The organism is Prevotella sp. lc2012 (assembly GCF_900107065.1).
Lineage (GTDB): Bacteria > Bacteroidota > Bacteroidia > Bacteroidales > Bacteroidaceae > Prevotella.
Genome location: NZ_FNUF01000003.1, coordinates 451689 through 469339 on the forward strand (window position 1 = coordinate 451689; position 17651 = coordinate 469339).

Sequence of the window (17651 nt, forward strand, 5' to 3'; positions counted from 1 at the left end):
TATTACATTATTTATGCAACATAAAAAAGAGAATCCATGGCATCATTCAAAGTGACCAATAAAAAAACGCTTCACCCTTTCAAGTGAAGCGTTATGTCTTTTTGTGGGCGTTGACGGATTCGAACCGCCGACCCTCTGCTTGTAAGGCAGATGCTCTAAACCAGCTGAGCTAAACGCCCTCATTTCATTTTTGCGGGTGCAAAGGTACTACTATTTATTGAGAATACGAAAAGAATAGGAATAAATCTTTCCCGTTTTAACTCTTTTTAAGTATTCAACCTAAAAGATGCTCAATATCTGCCTGAGGAAGAATACACAGGATAGCCTTCCCGTCGGGTGTGTAGTTTACGTTAGAACAGGTGAAGAGCTCATTGATAACGGTCTCCATCTCCTCGTTACTCAGAATCTGACCATAAGGAATGGCAGCACTACGTGCCAAGCTCAATGCCAGTTGTGCATTCAGTGTCGACAACTGTCCACGGACACCATTCACGTCTTCTACCATCTGACATAGGAGGCGGACCGGGTCGACACCCTCTATACCTGCAGGAACACCGTTGATAGCGAAACTGTTACCGCCAAGATCACTCAGATCGAAGCCGACATTTGTAAGATCAGGCATAATCTTAGTCAGGACCACCGCATCAGAAGGAGCCAGCCGGACTGTTTCCGGGAAGAGCAGTTTCTGTGTACTGGCGGCATGCTTATCCAGCTGTTCCATATACCGGTCATATAAGATACGGATATCTGCACGGTGCTGATCGATAATCATCAGTCCAGACTTTACCGCCGTCATCAGGTACTTCCCTTTATACTGATAATGGACCGGTGACTTCTCAGAAAGGAAATCCGAGGAGACGAGCGGCATTTCAGACGTCTCTGGGACATCAAAAACGTTTCCCTCTTCTGACATCCCCTCAAGATCATACTCTGCTTTCGCGCCCTCATAAAGTGCCTCCCAGTTATCTGGAACTCGGGAAGCAACACGCGACCCGAAAGTCTCTGTCCCACCCGTATGTTTCCCCTTTCCTTGGTTAAAAGGATTATAGTCGGGATTATATTGGGGCTGCGGAGGAGCAATCTGACTGGCAGGATCATACACGGGAATATCAGGACATCCCTGTGTGTCAAAATCGATCGTCGGGACCTCACAGAACTTTCCGATAGCATCGCGGACGGCAGCCGTCAGAATCTGCCATATTGCCTGTTCGTTCTCAAACTTGATCTCGGTCTTCGTCGGATGGATGTTCACATCAATATCGGAAGGCTCGACCTCGAAATAGAGGAAATAAGGAACCTGCATCCCTTCCGGAATCAGACGACCATAAGCAGAGAGCACCGCCTTATGGAAATAGGGATGCTTCATATACCGGCCGTTGACAAAGAAATAGTCATGTCCGCTTTTCTTTCTCGCTGCCTCAGGTTTACCGACAAAGCCCGTAACGGTACACATGGCAGTATGGACGTCAACGGGCAGGAGATCTTGATTATATTGCTTGCCAAACACATCCAAGATACGCTGACGCAGACTGCCGGGTTTCAGATTCAGCATCTCCGTACCATTATGATGTAGCGTGAAATGGATCTCTGGATAAACGAGTACGATCCGCTCAAAAGCGACAAGAATGTTACTCAGCTCCGTCGCATTCGACTTCAGGAATTTCCGACGAGCCGGGACATTGAAGAACAGGTTCTCCACCTTGAAGTTACTACCGACTGGGCAAGAGACGGGTTCCTGACCGGTCACTTTTGAGCCTGCGATCAGCAGACGAGTGCCTATCTCATCCTCCTGTCTTCTTGTCTGAAGCTCCACCTGAGCCACAGCTGCGATTGAGGCCAGGGCCTCACCGCGGAAGCCCATCGTATGTAAGGCGAAGAGGTCGTCTGCCTGTCTGATCTTAGAGGTGGCATGACGTTCGAAGCTCATACGAGCGTCGATCTCGGACATGCCTTTTCCGTCATCAATAACCTGAATACAAGTTCTGCCAGCATCAACAACCATCACATGGATGGTCTTGGCGCCAGCGTCCACAGCGTTCTCGACCAACTCCTTGATGACAGAAGCCGGTCGCTGGATTACCTCACCAGCAGCAATCTGGTTGGCTACACTATCTGGAAGCAGACGAATCAGGTCACTCATGTTTACTCCTCCAATGAAAGATATCGTCACGGTTAAGCGGACGAACGCCATCGTACCACATAAAGCCCGGAAGACGCTTACGGTTCGCAGGTATCTGATTCAACGGATACATCGTACCACTGGTCTTAGGCGTCCATACACGTTGGAGCTTCCGGTCCTTCAGGAACATCCGCAACTCGGTGGTCTCCTGATAATTATAGATAATCGGAATGGAGTCGCCCTCCTCAAAATAATAGCCGATGAGCACATTATCCTTGGCACGTGCCTCATGGATATTCCCATCAACGAAGAAGGCGAACATCTCTTTCGACGACACCTGATTATAACAGGTCGTATCCGTCCGTAACTGTTGTATAGAGAAACAGTTGCCAATGATATGAGCACGATCGATAACGGAGTCTCTCAGGAACACCTCAATCTTATCACCGACAAGTTGCTGGTTGTTGTTCCAGACAATCGGGTCATAATACATCGTCATACAGGAATCCTGCGAGTTGTAGACTAAGGAATCGCAGACGGCCTGTACATCGGTACGATAAGCACGTACATGATGGAAGGCATGTATCTTCCGATATACGGAATCTGTCTCTATATTAAAGGTCACCACCTTAAATGTATCGGCATGCATGAAAAGCGAGTCACCCTGGGAATAGTCAATTGCCACGGCGCTATCGGTACATAAGGCATAGCCTGTATTCTCGTAATACTCGCCATAGTTGCCTGTCAGTTTATTCTTATTGAGCGAATCAACATAGACGACGTGACGGAATGCCTGACTGACTCCTTCCTTACTATCGTAATAGACGCTATCCCCCACCAGCATCTTACCACCATTGGTCAATATCGAACGGTTCATCAGACGGGCGCGGTCATTTTTCGTATCATAGTAGCCTTGTTCAGAGTAGATATGACTCTCACCGGAAGTGATATCAGACGGACCGACGATATGAGCCATCGAGAGACGGGTATCATAATAAAGCGTATCGGTAGTGAGATAGAACTTCGGACTCTTCATCTTGACGTCGTAGTTGAACACCGACATCTTACTCTTGGTATTATACTCTCCCCAATCTGAGGTCAGCGTCGTCGCACCGTCTATCATCTTACCGCCTTCGAAGAAATAAGCGTTATCATAGAGCCGGTCGAAATCGAGACTATCCGTATAAAGTGTCGTCTTACGGTGCTTGAGGATCACATTATACCGAGCCCGAGCCATCTGCTCGTTCCCGTCATAATAGGCATAATCGCTCAGCAAGGAAAGGGTATCCCCCTGATACATTCTCACATGTCCGAAGGCTTCAAAGGAATTGCTTGCCTCATAGAAATAGGCGCTATCACAATAGAGCCGGGCGCCTCGATGAGTAAAATGCACCTTCCCGTTCAGGATAGTCGCATCAGGATTCTTCATCTGGTCGAAATGCAGCAGATCAGCGTGGACAAGATAGACACGCGTGTCCTGCGCTCTGGCTTTCCGAACCGGGCGCCTCCGCTGTTTCGTCGGCGCGGCAATACTGGCCAGACAAAGAATAGCGAGCAAAGCAATAACTATGGTCTTCGTTTTGGGCATTGTCATTTAATCCATCCCTCATATTCAAACTGACAGTCCTTATAATCGTCATTCAAACGGGTATAGATACTTTTAATCTTGTTGACAACCCACTGATGGATGCAATCATTCTGGCGGCGCTGTAGTACCACATCCTTCAACGTCTGGAAGTCTTCAGAGATAGAAGCCTTATGACCATCTATGCGGTTCTTCAACTTAACCACCACACAGACCGTCTTTCCGCGCTGGTTGATCATCTGGAAGGCACGAGATACCTGACCGACCTGCATCGTATCCACCACCTTGGCCACCTCGGGCGGCAGGTCTTGCATACGGAAACGAGATGTAATGCGCCCCGTCTGTACGTCGTTATTCGACATCAGGCCCTTGTTATTACGGGTATCCTTATCATCAGACAAGTGCGCTGCAGCATCCTCAAAAGTAAACTTACCATCCCGAATATCTACAGCCATGGAATCCAGACGAACAAGTGCCTTCTCAATAGACTCCTGGGAGACGATCGGTTTACGGAGGATATGTCGGACATTCACTTTCTCACCACGTTTCTCTACCAACTGAATAATATGGAATCCGAATTCCGACTCCACGATTTTTGACACTTTCTTCGGGTCTGTCAGATTGAATGCCACAGTCGCAAAGGCAGGATCAAGCGTTCCTCGTCCCGCAAATCCGATCTCACCACCACGACGTGCCGATTCCGGGTCCTCGGAATAGAGGCGTGCCAACGTCTGGAATGTGGCATCACCACGATTCACACGATCGGTATATTCACGAAGTTCCTCTTTGACACGATTCAGTTCTTCCGCCTCCACACGTGGGGTCTGTTGGATAATCTGCACCTCCACCTCCGTAGGAACGAAGGGGATGCTATCCTGGGGCATATCCTTGAAATAACGACGGACCTCCGCAGGAGTCACTGCGATATCCTCCACCAGTTTACGCTTCATCTTCTGAACCATCTGACGGTCTTTCATCTCTTCGCGCAGTTCATTACGGATCTGCGTAAGAGTCTGGTGCTTGTACTCTTCCAGGCGTTCACGTGAGCCATCAACCATATCCAACCAACCGTTAATGGTATATTCAACCTGCTGCGCCACCTCGGCATCAGTCACCTCGATACTATCGATTTCTGCTTGATGCTTAAACAATTTCTGTACAGCGATCTGCTCTGGTATAGCACAATCAGGGTCTCCGTTCCACTTCACGCCTTCCATCGATGCTTGTATGCGCATAGCCTCAACATCAGACTTCAAGATGGCCTCGTCGCCAACGACCCAAATCACTTCATCGACAACGGTTCCTATGGAATCGTTTTTTTCTTGACTATGAATACCTGGAATGGCCGGCATGGCGATACCAATCAAGGGAGTCGCCACAATCACTATGGGAAAAACTTTCTTGAATAAATTCATGGATGTTGGTTTATTGTTTTCAATACTTCATAATCTATCTGTACAGGATAATGCCGACGCAGGGATGCCACCCATTCGCTTTCCAACATATCCTGATAATCTTCAACAACTTTCTCACGCACATCAGTATAGTCATCCGGATACTTCTTCAGTTTCTTACCGTAGACAGCATCAATCGGATAGTCAGGAAAAGCCTCTTGAGAGTGAGAACGGAGCTTGAACACCATCTTGTCCACAACCGGATTATCGCCAGGTTTAAAAATCCCCTTTTCAACCCGGATACGAATCACGGAATCAGGATTAAACGTCTGGCGCAGTACTTCCTCCCATTGCTCAAATGGCAGGTCCTTTACACACCGTTTGACCGCCTTAACATCGCTCTTGGTCTTAACATGATAAGCCATACCCTTATAGCGGGGTTCACTCCATGCATAGTCCTTCTTATGCTTTCTGAACCATGTGCGCAAGCCTTCTTCATCCTCTGCAGCCCGTTTCCACACCTTCTGATTGCTGATCTCATAAAGCAAAAGACCATCATGATACTCTTGCATGAGGTACTTCATATCTGAATCAGCAGTAGCCAGAGAGTCGGCGCGCATGTCCATCAGCTGTGCCTCCGTCAGTGTGCCCTTTGAGTCTCTCACAGTCTGCGCCACCTTCTGTGCTGCTATCGCATCACGAATGCCCTGTTGCTCAATGGCATAAACGATATCTTCTTTCAAGGAGTCGAAAGGTTCCAATTGTTTCCGATCCCTCATCAACACGATATGATAGCCCTCAGGCGAGAGGAAAGGACGACTCATCTCCCCTTTCTGTAACGAGTACGCCACTTCTTCAAACTCCTTGAAGGTCTGATGAGGCGCCATCCACGGCAGCAGTCCCCCTTGTCGGGCGGAACCAGGATCCTGCGACACCTTACCTGCCATTTCTGCGAAGTCAGCACCCGCCAGCAAAGCACGATAGACAGAATCCGCACGCAGACTCGCCATCTCCTGCTCACGCACAGACGCTTTGGTAGAAAGACGTATCAGGATATGAGCAGGTCGTACCAATCCACGAGGTCCGACCATCTCCTTGGTATCGATGTAAATACGTTTTGCCTCTTCCAAGACATCCGCATCGGTCACAAGTGTGGGACGTACCTGCTGATTCCTATACATGGCATATTCTTCCTTGAAGGAAGACAAAGTATCCAGTCTCGCGTCCAAAGCTGCGGCGACCTTCAACTTATAATTCACAAACAGTTCCACATACTCCTCTACCGTCAACTTATCAGCGATCCCTTCCCCATTGTTCTTGTTATAAGAGTATTCAAACTCAGAACGGGTAACAGGTACACCATTCACCGTCATCACGATCGGCTCTTTCTGAGCCATGGCGACGACAGCGGTTAACAGTATGGCGACAAGCAGCGGAAGTTTTCTCATCAATCGTTGGGTCTTGAGTAATTCGGAGCCTCACTTGTGATCGTAATGTCATGCGGATGGCTCTCGTTCACACCTGCATTAGTGATACGGGTGAACTTCGCATCATGCAGCTTCTCGATGGTAGCAGCACCACAATAGCCCATACCCGAGCGCAAGCCACCCACCATCTGGTAGATCACCTCCTGAACCGTTCCTTTATAAGGCACACGACCAGCAATACCCTCAGGTACCAGTTTCTTCACCTCTTTGGTCTCACCCTGGAAATAGCGGTCCTTTGAACCATGCTTCTGCTCCATCGCCTCCAGAGAGCCCATACCACGATAGCTCTTGAACTTACGTCCATTATAAATAATCGTGTCACCAGGACTCTCTTCTGTGCCTGCGACAAGCGATCCGATCATGACACAGCTTCCTCCCGCAGCCAGAGCCTTTACGATATCTCCCGAATAGCGCAAACCGCCATCGGCGATAAGAGGAACACCCGTTCCCTTCAAGGCGCTATATACATCATAGACAGCACTCAACTGAGGTACACCTACACCAGCCACAACACGCGTCGTGCAGATAGAGCCCGGGCCAATACCCACCTTTACACTATCTGCGCCATTAGCGACCAGCATCTTGGCGGCCTCACCGGTAGCCACATTACCCACTACGATGTCAATGTTGGGGAAACATTTCTTAGCCTCGACAAGTTTCTCTATCACAGACTTAGAATGACCGTGAGCCGTGTCAATCACGATGGCATCAGCACCGGCATCGACCAAGGCCTGCATGCGCTCCAGTGTGTCTGCAGTAACGCCGACACCGGCAGCGACGCGCAAACGCCCCTTCTCATCCTTACAGGCCATCGGCTTATCCTTAGCCTTCGTGATATCCTTATACGTGATCAGACCAATCAGATGGTTATCCTTATCGACAACGGGCAGCTTCTCAATCTTGTTCTCCTGAAGAATCTGCGCAGCCGCTGTTAAGTCGGTCTGCTGATGAGTCGTCACCAAGTTATCCTTCGACATAATCTCCTCCACGGGACGGTCCAGACGACGCTCGAAACGCAAGTCACGATTTGTCACAATACCCACGAGATGTTTATCCTCATCTACGACAGGGATACCGCCGATATGATACTCCGACATGATATCCATTGCCTGAGACACTGTAGAGCCCAGAGGGATAGTGACCGGATCATAGATCATTCCATTTTCCGCACGCTTCACAATAGCCACCTGGCGAGCCTGATCTTCTATCGACATATTCTTATGAATGACACCGATACCTCCTTCACGGGCAATGGCTATAGCCATCTGCGACTCCGTAACCGTATCCATCGCCGCTGTAACAAACGGGATGTTCAACTCGATATTCCGAGAAAAACGGGTTTTCAACTCTACTGTTTTGGGCAGCACTTCAGAATAAGCGGGGATTAACAGGACGTCGTCGAATGTCAGTCCGTCCATGACGATTTTGTCTGCAATAAATGAAGCCATAAATACACTTTCTTTAAAATATTGCATGCAAAGGTAGTCATTTTCCACCACATCGCATTCGCTTTTTAGGAAAAAGTCACCTTATTAATGCAAATTAACCAAAAAGGGAGAGGCCAGACACCTTTTAGAGAATCAATTTGCCATCTCGGAAAGGAATTTGATGCGTACCAATCGGATCTCGTCTTCCGAATATTCGCCACCCAATTCTTTCTGCGCAATACTCAATTTATCTGTATCTGATTCACTAAAATAATCATAGATGTCGTCAATATGATCTTCATCCATCACGTCTTCCAGGAAATAGTCGATATTCAATTTCGTACCACTATAGACGATCGCCTCTATCTCATCTAGAAGTGCATCAAACTCGATGCCCTGTGCCGCAGCGATATCATCAAGAGCCACTTGACGATCTATGCTCTGGATGATCTTCACTTTCAGCATAGACTTCTTGGCAACAGTGCGAACCCGCATGTCAGCCTGACGCTCAATACTGTTTTCCTCACAATACGTCTTGATGAGATCCACGAACTCCTGAGCATACGGTTGCTTCACCTTTCCTTCACCGACACCCTGGATATTCTTCAGTTCATCCAGCGTGACAGGATAATCCGTAGCCATCTGTTCTAATGACACATCCTGGAAAATCACATATGGCGGACGCTGCATACGTTTGGAAACTTTCTTCCGAAGATCTCGCAGCATTGCGCTCAATGTCGGATCAAGCGCACTGATGCCACTTTCATGGTCAATCGTATCCTCATCATCAACGAACTCAACATCCTTCACAATCATAAACGACTGAGGAGACTTCAGATACTTCTTTCCTGCCGAGGTAACCTTCAGCAGTCCGTAGTTCTCGACTTCCTTCTTCAGATATCCAGCAATCAAAGCCTGACGAATCACTGGGTTCCATATCTTCTCATCTTCATCAGACCCTGCGCCGAACAAATCCAACTCCTCATGATGGTGTGCCAGAATCTCTTCCGTCTCCTTGCCTATGATAAAATCTATGATATAGTCTGCCCGGAATCGCTCTTTCACCGATAAGACAGCATTCAAGACTATCACCAACTGCTTCTGCGCCTCTATCTTCGTCTTCGGGTGGAGACAGTTGTCACAGTTACCACAGTTGTCCTTTGGATACACCTCTCCGAAATAATGCAATAGCATTTTTCGGCGACAGACCGAAGTTTCGGCATACGCCGCAGTCTCCGCTAAAAGCTGCCGCCCGATATCCTGTTCTGCGACAGGCTTTCCCTCCATAAACTTATCCAGCTTCTGAAGATCCTTATATGAATAGAACGCGATACACAAGCCCTCGCCTCCATCACGGCCGGCACGTCCGGTCTCCTGATAATATCCTTCCAAGGACTTCGGGATATCATAGTGGATAACGAAACGTACATCCGGCTTGTCAATCCCCATGCCAAAGGCAATTGTTGCTACAATGACATCGATATTTTCCATCAAGAACTCATCTTGTGTCGTAGAACGGGTGACCGAGTCCAGACCTGCATGATAGGCTGCCGCTTTGATGTCGTTTGCCTGTAAGACGGCGGCCAGCTCCTCAACCTTCTTCCTGGAAAGGCAATAGATAATACCACTCTTTCCCGGATGTTGTTTGATAAACTTGATGATATCCTTGTCTACATCCTTTGTTTTCGGACGTACCTCATAATACAGATTCGGTCGATTGAATGAGCTTTTAAACTCAGCAGCATCGACGATGCCAAGATTTTTCTTAATATCTGTACGTACCTTATCCGTAGCAGTTGCTGTCAGCGCAATAATCGGAGCCTTTCCAATTTCATTTACAATCGGACGGATCCTCCTATATTCAGGTCTGAAGTCATGTCCCCACTCAGATATACAATGAGCCTCATCAATAGCATAGAAAGAAATCTTAACCGATTTCAGAAAATCGACATTATCTTCCTTTGTCAATGACTCTGGTGCGACGTACAGTAATTTTGTACGACCAGACAAGATATCCGCCTTCACCTGATCTATCGCGGCCTTATTCAACGACGAGTTCAGATAATGGGCTGTCCCCTCATGTTCACTCAAGTTGGAAATAACATCGACCTGATTCTTCATCAAAGCAATCAATGGCGAAATCACGATGGCCGTTCCCTCCATCAGAAGGGAGGGCAGCTGATAACAGAGAGACTTACCACCACCAGTGGGCATGAGAACAAAAGTATCATGACCATCCAACAGGTTCTGGATGATTTGCTCCTGATCGCCTTTGAATGTATCAAATCCAAAGTATTTCTTCAGAGCATCGGTAAGGTTTCTCTTCTCTGTCATATATGATTTCAGCAAATTAGGCTCCTATCTTCTGTAAACGAGACTGATCCAACTGTTTCCGCGCATAGTCGGGAGTGATCACCAGTTTCTTGACCTTCTTGGAAGGCATATCAAACATGGCATCCATCATCACGCTCTCCACGATAGACCGCAGACCACGTGCGCCCAGATTATACTCCACGGCCTTATCGACAATCACCTGCAAAGCCTCATCTTCGAATGTCAGTTCTATTCCATCCATCTCAAACAGCTTCTGGTACTGTCTCACGATGGAGTTCTTCGGTTCCACCAGGATACGCTCTAATGCCGCACGATCCAAAGGATTCAGATAGGTGAGCACTGGCAATCGGCCGATAATCTCCGGGATCAGGCCAAACGATTTCAGGTCCTGCGGCAAGACATATTTCATCAGATCCTTCTTGTCGATCTTTCTCACGTTCTGAACAGAATTGTATCCCACGACATGCGTATTCAGACGCTGGGCGATCTTACGTTCAATACCGTCAAAGGCACCGCCACAGACAAACAGGATGTTATGCGTATCGACATGAATATAGTCCTGATCCGGATGCTTGCGCCCTCCCTTTGGCGGCACATTGACGACCGTACCCTCCAGGAGCTTGAGCAGACCCTGCTGCACACCCTCGCCACTCACATCACGGGTAATAGACGGATTATCGCCCTTACGGGCTATCTTGTCGATCTCGTCGATGAAGACGATGCCCCTTTGGGCAGCCTCCACATTATAGTCGGCCACCTGCAGCAGTCGGGTCAGGATACTCTCCACATCCTCGCCCACATAGCCGGCCTCGGTGAACACCGTCGCATCAACGATGGTGAAGGGCACATCAAGCAGTTTGGCTATCGTACGGGCCAACAGCGTCTTACCTGTACCCGTGGAGCCCACCATGATGATATTGCTCTTCTCTATCTCGACACCATCCTCATCCTTCTTCTGCTGTAACCGTTTGTAGTGGTTGTATACAGCCACAGAGAGGTAGCGTTTCGCCTCGTCCTGTCCGATCACATACTGGTCCAGGTAATCCTTTATCTCCTTGGGCTTGGGAACTTTCTTCTGACGGAACTGGCCCTCGTCGGCCTGTGGCGTCTTGGAAAGATTCTCCTGCACAATACGATAGGCCTGCTCGGCACAACTCTCACAGATATAGCCATTGATACCTGTTATCAACAGCTTCACCTCATGTTCGTTTCTTCCACAGAAGCAGCACTCTTTCTTCATCCGCCCTACTTCTTCCTTATCAGAACCTCATCAATCATACCATAAGCCTTTGCCTCGTCTGCCGTCATCCAGTAGTTACGATCGGAATCGGCATACACCTTATCATAGGGCGTATGCGAGTGCTCAGAGATAATGGTATACAACTCTTTCTTGAACTTCAGGATCTCCTTCGCCTCGATCTCAATGTCAGAAGCCTGTCCTTGCACACCGCCGAGTGGCTGATGAATCATCACACGACTATGCGGCAGTGCCGAACGCTTGCCTTCCGTTCCGGCCACAAGGAGTACTGCGCCCATAGAGGCCGCCATACCCGTACATATCGTTGCCACGTCGCTGGAGATGAACTGCATGGTATCATATATACCCAGTCCGGCCGTCACACTTCCGCCAGGACTGTTGATATAAATAGAAATATCCTTACCGGCATCGACAGAATCCAGGTAAAGCAACTGCGCCTGCAACGTGTTCGCTGTATAGTCGTCTATCTGTGTACCCAGAAAGATGATACGGTCCATCATCAAACGGGAGAAGACATCCATCTGTGTCACGTTCAGCTGGCGTTCCTCCAAGATATACGGATTCAGGTACTGAGCCTGAGCGCTCATCACCTCGTCCAATGTCAGGCCATCCATCCCCAGATGCTTGGTGGCATATTTCCTAAAATCATTCTTTAACATATCTTGCTTCCTTTTGTTTTTATGCATAAAAAAAGGTTATCGACCCTTCTTTACCTTGTGATTGGGACACAAAGATAATCAAAAAAGTCGATAACCTCTCTATATAGGGGGTTATTTTTTGCTAAAATACCTTATTTTTCTTGCATCAGCTTGTTGAATTCATCCAACGAGACTTCCTTCTCATTCAGTTTCACAACCTTCTTGAGAGCCTCCGTCAGTTTCACGTCAACGGCACGATCGACGAAGTTATCAAGATTCTCGCGCTTCTTCAGCTGCTCAGCGGCATAGTTCTCGAGCACATCCTCGGGCACATTGCTCATACCATACTGAGCGAACTGCTGACGGATGGCATCCTTGGCGACAGCCTTCAGGTCCTCATCCTCAACCTTAATATTCTGAGCCGCAACGATCTGCTCCTTGATCAAGTGCCACTTCAGCTCCTTGATACTTCCCTCGAAGTTCTTCTCCACATAGTCGGCACCCTTATCCTGATTGTTCTGGATCATCACGCGCTTGAGGAGAGCCTCGGGGAACTCGAGCTTACCCACCTTCTTCTCCATGTGGGCACGCACGTCAAGCATGAACTTATAGTCGCTGTTGCTGACCAACTGAGCCTTCAGCATCTCTGCGATCTTCTCACGGAACGCCTTCTCGTCCTTGACCGTTCCTTCGCCGAACACTCTGTCGAAGAGTGCCTGGTTCACCTCTGCCGGCTGGAAGTGGCGGATCTCGGTGATCTGATAGCTGAAGTCAGCCTTCAGATCCTTCACCTGCTCCTTGTCGACCTTCAGCAGGGCAGCCACCTCGGCGTCGTTGTCGGGATAGGCCTTCTTCGGGTTGAAGGTGATGATATCACCCACCTTGGCACCCTCGAACAACTTCTTCTGGTCCTCGGCCTTGATATAGGCGGGCATCACCATACCACCCTCGGTCGTGATACCACCCTCTTTGGTGTTTCCCTTCTTGTCAAGCTCACGGAGATCACCAGTGATGGTGTCGTTGCCGCTGAAGACCTCGGCCTTCACGAACTCACCACCCTGAGATGCGTACATCTCCACCTGCTGGTCGATCAGCTTGTCATCGACCGTGATGGTGTAATAGTCCACCTTATCGCGGCCTGTCAGCTCAGCCTTGAACTCGGGAGCCACGGCGATGTCGAACACGAAGGTCAGCTCGCCATCCTTCTCGAAGTCCTGAGGCACCTGCTTCTCCTCGTTGGGAAGGGGCTCACCCAGCATCTGAATCTTATTCTCACGGATGTATTCATAAAGTTTCTCACCCATCAGCTTGTTGACCTCATCAACCTTCACGGCTGTGCCATACTGCTTTTTGATCAGTCCCATGGGAACCATGCCAGGACGGAATCCCGGAACCTGGGCTTTCTTGCGATAGCTCTTCAACGTCTTCTCTACCTGCTCCTGATAGTCTGCCGGCTCTACGGTCATTGTCAAAAGACCGTTGATCTTATCGGCGCAATCGAATGTAATTTTCATCTTCTTTATACCTTATTTAATATGTAAATCAAATTTTGAGGTGCAAAAGTACACATAATTGACGTAATACCCGAACAATTTTGTTTTTTTAACACATCAATCTTCCTCTCTTGCCTTTCGTTCCTCTTCCAGCAGCTGGAAGTCTTTCTTCCTCAAGACGAAGGAGTTCGACAAGTACTTCTCTCGCACGATCTTGTTCTCAGCCAACTCCTCCGGACTGCCCTGGAACAAGATACGACCTTCGAACAGAAGATAGGCACGGTCAGTGATCGAAAGCGTCTCCTGAACATTATGGTCCGTTATCAGGATACCGATATTACGATACTTCAGTTTCCATACGATCTGCTGGATATCCTCCACGGCGATCGGGTCGACGCCCGCAAACGGCTCATCCAGCATGATGAACTTCGGTTCGATAGCCAGGCATCGGGCGATCTCCGTTCTCCGTCGCTCACCACCCGACAGCTGGTCACCTTTGTTCTTGCGCACCTTCTGCAGACGGAACTCCTTGATCAGCTCTTCCAGCTTCTTCATCTGATAATCACGAGGCTTGCCCGTCATCTCCAATACAGAAAGAATGTTATCCTCAACACTCATCTTACGGAACACGCTCGCCTCCTGCGCCAGATAGCCGATGCCCGCACGGGCACGCTTATACACGGGGAATGTCGTCACATCCTCTTCCCCCAGGTAGATATGCCCCCCATTGGGAACGATCAGACCAGTCGTCATATAGAAAGACGTCGTCTTTCCTGCACCGTTTGGTCCAAGCAGTCCGACGATCTCACCCTGTTTCACGTCAAAGCTCACGTCATTGACCACCGTACGTTTCCCATACCGTTTGACGAGTCCTTCCGTCCGAAGCACCAAACGCTCCTTTATCTGTTTTTCTTCCATATTGATGTCTGATTTGGATGCAAAGTTACGAAAAACGAGTGAAATGTAAAAGGAAAACTCGTTTTTCTTTTTCATGTGTTTTTACGTTGACTTATAGTTTTGACAAAGTTTCCTCTGGGGAATGTCGGATTTTCCTCCGACGAAACGCCCAATTCGCTTTACTGAAGCCTTACACATTTTGTCCAATTGTCCAAACACCGCGTTAATTGTATCACCCTTCGAAACGTGCTTTTTCAAGAAAATATCTCTATTTCTTGTTCGTTCAAATAATTATACTTGTGGAATAAAGAACAGTCACTTCTTGCTTAACATAAATAAGGCTTGTAACATAACATAGCTTGGGGCAGTGTTATGTATTGTCTCCGTATAGCCCTGGGCATCAACCACAAATTTATAATTCGACAGGTTCCTCAAGATGTCAAAGCCAACAAGTTTGACATTCAGTTTATTCTTGATAACATTCTTGCTCACAGAGACATTCCAAATGAAATTATCCGTATTCATACTGGCAGATGTATACCCACGTCGGCTGAACATCTTCACGTCAGAGGACAGATCCACACCCCATTGGGGGATTGTATACGACACATTACAACCATAGTCATATTCAAATGCACTGACTCTTGAGAAATCTGTCCTTATACTCATGCTCTTACGCCACAGGAAATGAACGTTCGTCCCCAAGGTGAGTTGCTTATGACGATAGTAACTTACCATCTTCGTATCAGACAACAACGTGTTCACCTTGCTTAACTCATCGCGAGGAACATAATAAGACAGAACATAATCCACGTTTCTTAGATAGTCAAAAGATGACTTAATGTCAGTAGATATCTTCTTTTGCTTTCCCCAATCGAAGTGATAACCAAGCCCTACACTCATTCGCCAGTTTCCGTTTACATTGCCATTACCAATGGTGTAATGCCCTTTCTCCGGATTGAAAGTCAGTTTCCTTCCGAGGGCGTTTTTCCTTGCTGTAAGGGTTACACCTGCGGAGAAGGATCGTCCAGTATTGGAATTTGATTTCGCAATAAGGAAATTGAAGATATGCTCTATACTGTTCTTCAAACCAGGGTTATAGATATAAGTAGTAAGTGCTTCGAAATTATTGACGACAGGCAGGATAATCGACATTTCCGGACTCTGTACATCTACGGAATAGCTGCTTTCCATATGTAATCCATCGTTATTCAGTTCAAAGAAATACGAAGGCTTAATATGCAATTCCCTCCTCTTTGCGAGAGTATCCAGTTGGAGACTGTTGTATCTGATCCTCTCGTCAGTATATTCAAGGGGGAAATAAACGCTCATACGAATGCTTTTCTGATTATGGAAATAATCATAGGACAAATTAAGGCCTGTTGAGTAGACATTGGCAGAGTTGACGAATGAACGGGAATTGAACAGATCTGTCATCGAGTTCTCTTTGTATATATCGTCTGCATGGGTTCGCCTCTTCTCATAAGTTACTTGTCCTGACAGCAGGAGATTATTAATAAAGCGCATGACATATTGCCCGTTAAAGGAATAATTTGATTCCTGCCTTGTCTTGTTGATAGAAGAATTGCGAATTTCGGTTGAATCAAGTAGCAGATATCTCACGGCGTATTCCTCGTCATCCCTGTTCGGGCGATTACGCAGATAGTCGCCTTTAATGGAGATATTCAGATTATCACCCGTAGGCAGTTGAGTCGTATAGGTGACAGAGGCTGACGAGTTCAGACTATGTTTCTCCGCATGACCATCATAATTCTTGCTCAGGGCGTTCATCTCAAGTAAAGAATACGACACGTCCTTTACCTTTGAGTAGTCGATCTTTGCTGTCGTAAAAAGCTTGAAAGGTTTCTGGAGGATAAACCGATTGAAGAAGTCCAGGCCTGACAATCTTGAAACATCAGAATTAGCGATATTTGAGACAAGGTTTCCTAAAGAATGATACTCATACTTCGTCTGCTGGATGCTGGCATCGTTTTTCTTCCACTTGGCTGTAGCCGACATGGTTTCCTTCCATTTCCTGTCCTTCTCGTTTATGGTGAGATAGGTGCCCAACTGTCTGGTCGAGACCAATCCTTCCACGGCCCTTTCCGGATTCCAGTCACCCCCATAATTGGGCAATTGTGTTTCGTTGGTATTATTCGTGTTTCCAAAAACGCTCCAATTGCTGTGATGGGTCTTTCGCATGGCAAACAAGCGCCCTAAATATCTATGTCCAGACCCTATGCCGCCCCCCATATTGACAGTATATCCAGTCGCATACTCTTTCTTAAGCCTGACATCCATTATATAATCTTTACGTGCGGCATGAGAATCGAGGAATTGGTTCTGTTCACTGTCTTGTTCGAACACTCTTAGCTCTTTTACAATATAATAAGGAAGATTATCCAATACAATTCGATTCTTGCCCTTGAAGAAATCGTTACCATCCAACGTCAGATAATCTATTTTCCGTCCATTGACATATATGTCGCCGTTTTGCTTCAACTCTGCACCAGGCAATTGACGGATAAGTGCATCAAGCATGGATCCCGAATGGATATTAAACGCACTGGCGTTATATACAAGCGTATCATTACGATACGTAAAACGAACCTTGGTCCCTTTTACAACAACTTCCTCCAGTCCGATACTTTTATAGACATCAGAATCATTCTTCTCAAGATAAAAAGATGGCAATTCTATCTGAAATCTTCTGGCAACATGTTTGATACGATAAACAAGCGATTGACTTTTGTATCCTGATGCGGAAACCTTAAACTGATATGTGGCCTGTTCTGCTGGTACATAGATTTTGAATCTGGCATCATCGCGGGTCGCTTTTGCCTCCACGGTGTCTAATGGAATATCATGTTCGTTTAACAATACGACAGTACCCTCTACGCCCGTCCTCGTAAAAGCATCGAATATTTTGCCATTCAATTCGATGTTTCTTTTTTGAGCACTTGACGAAATGGACATCAAGAGCAATAACAATGAGCAACAATATTTCATACCTCTATAA

11 protein-coding genes and 1 tRNA gene are annotated in these 17651 nt (G+C 47.4%); all 12 read right to left on the bottom strand.

The genetic code is table 11. The features are described 5' to 3' along the window. Positions 1-104 precede the first annotated feature (104 nt). Positions 105-179 (bottom strand) — tRNA-Val (locus BLU99_RS08480). Between the two features lie 95 nt (positions 180-274). Continuing rightward, positions 275-2140, bottom strand: a complete 1866-nt coding sequence (gene mutL / locus BLU99_RS08485; protein ID WP_091901024.1) for a DNA mismatch repair endonuclease MutL — start codon at positions 2138-2140, stop codon at positions 275-277. Next, positions 2133-3707 carry an OstA-like protein gene (locus tag BLU99_RS08490; RefSeq protein ID WP_091901026.1) on the bottom strand — a complete coding sequence of 525 codons (1575 nt, stop codon included), beginning with the start codon at positions 3705-3707 and terminating at the stop codon, positions 2133-2135. Before BLU99_RS08490 ends, mutL begins: the two co-directional genes overlap by 8 nt. Before the next feature lie 2 nt (positions 3708-3709). Beyond that, on the bottom strand, positions 3710-5119 hold the full coding sequence (locus tag BLU99_RS08495; RefSeq protein WP_091901028.1) for a peptidylprolyl isomerase: 1410 nt from the start codon (positions 5117-5119) through the stop codon (positions 3710-3712). After that, positions 5116-6546 (bottom strand): peptidylprolyl isomerase, encoded by a 1431-nt coding sequence (locus BLU99_RS08500; RefSeq protein WP_091901030.1) that lies wholly within the window; start codon positions 6544-6546, stop codon positions 5116-5118. Before BLU99_RS08500 ends, BLU99_RS08495 begins: the two co-directional genes overlap by 4 nt. Continuing rightward, complete coding sequence (guaB, locus tag BLU99_RS08505) at positions 6546-8033, bottom strand: IMP dehydrogenase (protein ID WP_091901032.1); 1488 nt, start codon at positions 8031-8033, stop codon at positions 6546-6548. Before guaB ends, BLU99_RS08500 begins: the two co-directional genes overlap by 1 nt. Before the next feature lie 132 nt (positions 8034-8165). Continuing rightward, positions 8166-10346, bottom strand: coding sequence for a DNA helicase RecQ (gene recQ / locus BLU99_RS08510; protein WP_091901035.1), 2181 nt, complete (start codon positions 10344-10346; stop codon positions 8166-8168). A 16-nt stretch (positions 10347-10362) separates the two neighbouring features. Next, complete coding sequence (gene clpX / locus BLU99_RS08515; RefSeq protein WP_091901037.1) at positions 10363-11586, bottom strand: ATP-dependent Clp protease ATP-binding subunit ClpX; 1224 nt, start codon at positions 11584-11586, stop codon at positions 10363-10365. Between the two features lie 5 nt (positions 11587-11591). Next, positions 11592-12263 (bottom strand): ATP-dependent Clp endopeptidase proteolytic subunit ClpP, encoded by a 672-nt coding sequence (gene clpP, locus BLU99_RS08520; protein ID WP_091901040.1) that lies wholly within the window; start codon positions 12261-12263, stop codon positions 11592-11594. Positions 12264-12394: 131 nt separating this feature from the next. Beyond that, a complete protein-coding gene (tig, locus tag BLU99_RS08525; protein WP_091901042.1) occupies positions 12395-13756 on the bottom strand; it encodes a trigger factor in 1362 nt (453 codons plus the stop codon). A 96-nt stretch (positions 13757-13852) separates the two neighbouring features. Next, a complete protein-coding gene (lptB, locus tag BLU99_RS08530) occupies positions 13853-14653 on the bottom strand; it encodes an LPS export ABC transporter ATP-binding protein (RefSeq protein WP_091901044.1) in 801 nt (266 codons plus the stop codon). Between the two features lie 294 nt (positions 14654-14947). Next, positions 14948-17569, bottom strand: coding sequence for a hypothetical protein (locus BLU99_RS08535; protein ID WP_144006116.1), 2622 nt, complete (start codon positions 17567-17569; stop codon positions 14948-14950). Positions 17570-17651 lie beyond the last annotated feature (82 nt).

Bases quoted from the DNA above. Each gene is read 5' to 3' on its own strand.
- mutL (WP_091901024.1), bottom strand. From the start codon at position 2,140: ATGAGTGACCTGATTCGTCTGCTTCCAGATAGTGTAGCCAACCAGATT.
- recQ (WP_091901035.1), bottom strand. From the start codon at position 10,346: ATGACAGAGAAGAGAAACCTTACCGATGCTCTGAAGAAATACTTTGGA.
- lptB (WP_091901044.1), bottom strand. From the start codon at position 14,653: ATGGAAGAAAAACAGATAAAGGAGCGTTTGGTGCTTCGGACGGAAGGA.
- guaB (WP_091901032.1), bottom strand. From the start codon at position 8,033: ATGGCTTCATTTATTGCAGACAAAATCGTCATGGACGGACTGACATTC.
- clpP (WP_091901040.1), bottom strand. From the start codon at position 12,263: ATGTTAAAGAATGATTTTAGGAAATATGCCACCAAGCATCTGGGGATG.
- tig (WP_091901042.1), bottom strand. From the start codon at position 13,756: ATGAAAATTACATTCGATTGCGCCGATAAGATCAACGGTCTTTTGACA.
- BLU99_RS08500 (WP_091901030.1), bottom strand. From the start codon at position 6,546: ATGAGAAAACTTCCGCTGCTTGTCGCCATACTGTTAACCGCTGTCGTC.
- clpX (WP_091901037.1), bottom strand. From the start codon at position 11,586: ATGAAGAAAGAGTGCTGCTTCTGTGGAAGAAACGAACATGAGGTGAAG.
- BLU99_RS08490 (WP_091901026.1), bottom strand. From the start codon at position 3,707: ATGCCCAAAACGAAGACCATAGTTATTGCTTTGCTCGCTATTCTTTGT.
- BLU99_RS08495 (WP_091901028.1), bottom strand. From the start codon at position 5,119: ATGAATTTATTCAAGAAAGTTTTTCCCATAGTGATTGTGGCGACTCCC.